Consider the following 1,528-nt stretch of genomic DNA (forward strand, 5'->3'; position numbering starts at 1 on the left):
CAGACTGCTGACAAACCCCGTCGATTTTCGGCGGGGTTTTTTTGTTATGTGATTGAAGTGTCTTGGACTGTTTGTGTCAGGGGATTTTGACAGGAGGCGTTGGGCCTCATGTGCGGGCCGACTTGGGCTTCGGGCACAGGCAAAGGGCGATCTTCTTGATGTTTTGTGCGGCGGCGGCGAGCAGGCACTGGCAGGCGACCTTGGTGAGACTTCGAAACCGCGCATAGCGGTGACCATGCAATTGCTTGGCGTCGGCGAAGGAGCGCTCGACGGTCTCCTTGCGGCGGCGGTAGATAGCCTTGCCCCATGCGGTCAGCCGGTTGGCGTCGGTGCGCTCCTTCGCATCCGCCCAGACGTGGCGGATGATAGTGCGCTGGGCCTTGGCATTGGTGGTGCAGGAGGCGAGCAGCGGGCAGTCGCGGCAGATAGCCGGGTCGCTCTTGTAGTGGCGGTAGCCATTGCGGTCGGTGGTGGCGTAGGCCAGCACCTGGCCCTGTGGGCAGCGATAGCCATCAGCTGCCGGCTCATGGGTGAAGGCCGACGGTGCCATCATGCCGGGCTTGGGCGGTCTGGGGCGGCGATAGCCGGTGACACCGCGTATTGCCCGATCCTCCAGTCCTTTGGCGATGCCTGCCGTGGCATAGCCGGCGTCCAGCCCGACGGCGCCAACATCAAAGCCGAAGCGCTGCACCTGCCGATCGAGCCTCGACAGGTAGACGGTCGAATCATGGACGATCGCTGTCGTGTGCGTGTCGGTGATGATGGCGTGCGCCGCATCCACCGTGCGGTGATCGAGATAGAAGAAGCCTTTCGGCTTGCCCTCGCGCACCATGTAGCCGCTGTCGGGATCGGTGCGCGAGACCTTGGTCTCCTTCACCGCAGGCTGCCGCTCCTTCTGCTTCAGCGGCTTGTGGCCGTGCAGCGCCCGTTCGGTGTCGATGGCACGATCAAGGTCGGCCCAATAGTCGGCCCGCGACTTGGCGATCATCGCAAGGTCGTATTTTCCCTTGTTGGCGTTGGCCTTCAGATGGGTGGAGTCGGTGTACAGCACCGTGCCGTCGACCAGGCCCGCCCGGATCGCCTGCTCGACAATGCGGTCGAAGATCGCCTGCGAAACGCTGGTGTCGTCGTAACGTCGCCGCCGGTTCTGCGACAGTGTCGAGGCGTCGAACACCTTGTCCATCAGCTTCAGCCCCAGGAACCAGCGATAGGCGACATTGACCTCGATCTCGCGCACCAGATGCCGTTCCGAGCGAACTCCAAACAGGTAGCCGATGAACAGCGCCTTGAACATCAAGGTAGGGTCGAGCGGCGGGCGGCCATTGTCGGGGCAATAAAGCGGCGCGGTCAGATCATGGATGAAGGTGAAATCGATCACACGGTCGATCTTGCGCAACAGGTGATCAGCCGGAACCAACTGATCCAGCGTTACCATCTCGAGCGCGGTCTGTTCAGGGGCGGGTCGCTTCAACATGACCCAGTGAATCAAAAACCCCCGGCAAATGCCAGGGGTTTGTCAGCAGCCTGA

Annotated in this window: 1 protein-coding gene; it reads right to left on the reverse strand. The window is 62.1% G+C overall.

The window, feature by feature from the left end; all coding sequences use genetic code 11:
* Positions 1 to 106: 106 nt before the first annotated feature.
* The gene (locus EN955_RS34425) at positions 107 to 1,474 is read right to left on the reverse strand and encodes an IS1182 family transposase (protein WP_127219431.1); all 1,368 of its coding nucleotides are present in this window, start codon (positions 1,472 to 1,474) and stop codon (positions 107 to 109) included.
* Positions 1,475 to 1,528: the final 54 nt, after the last annotated feature.

Source organism: Mesorhizobium sp. M7A.F.Ca.CA.001.04.2.1 (assembly GCF_003998485.1).
GTDB classification, from domain to species: domain Bacteria; phylum Pseudomonadota; class Alphaproteobacteria; order Rhizobiales; family Rhizobiaceae; genus Mesorhizobium; species Mesorhizobium ciceri.

Excerpts from the sequence above, each read along its gene's own strand:
- EN955_RS34425 (WP_127219431.1), bottom strand. The coding sequence starts at position 1,474 with ATGTTGAAGCGACCCGCCCCTGAACAGACCGCGCTCGAGATGGTAACG.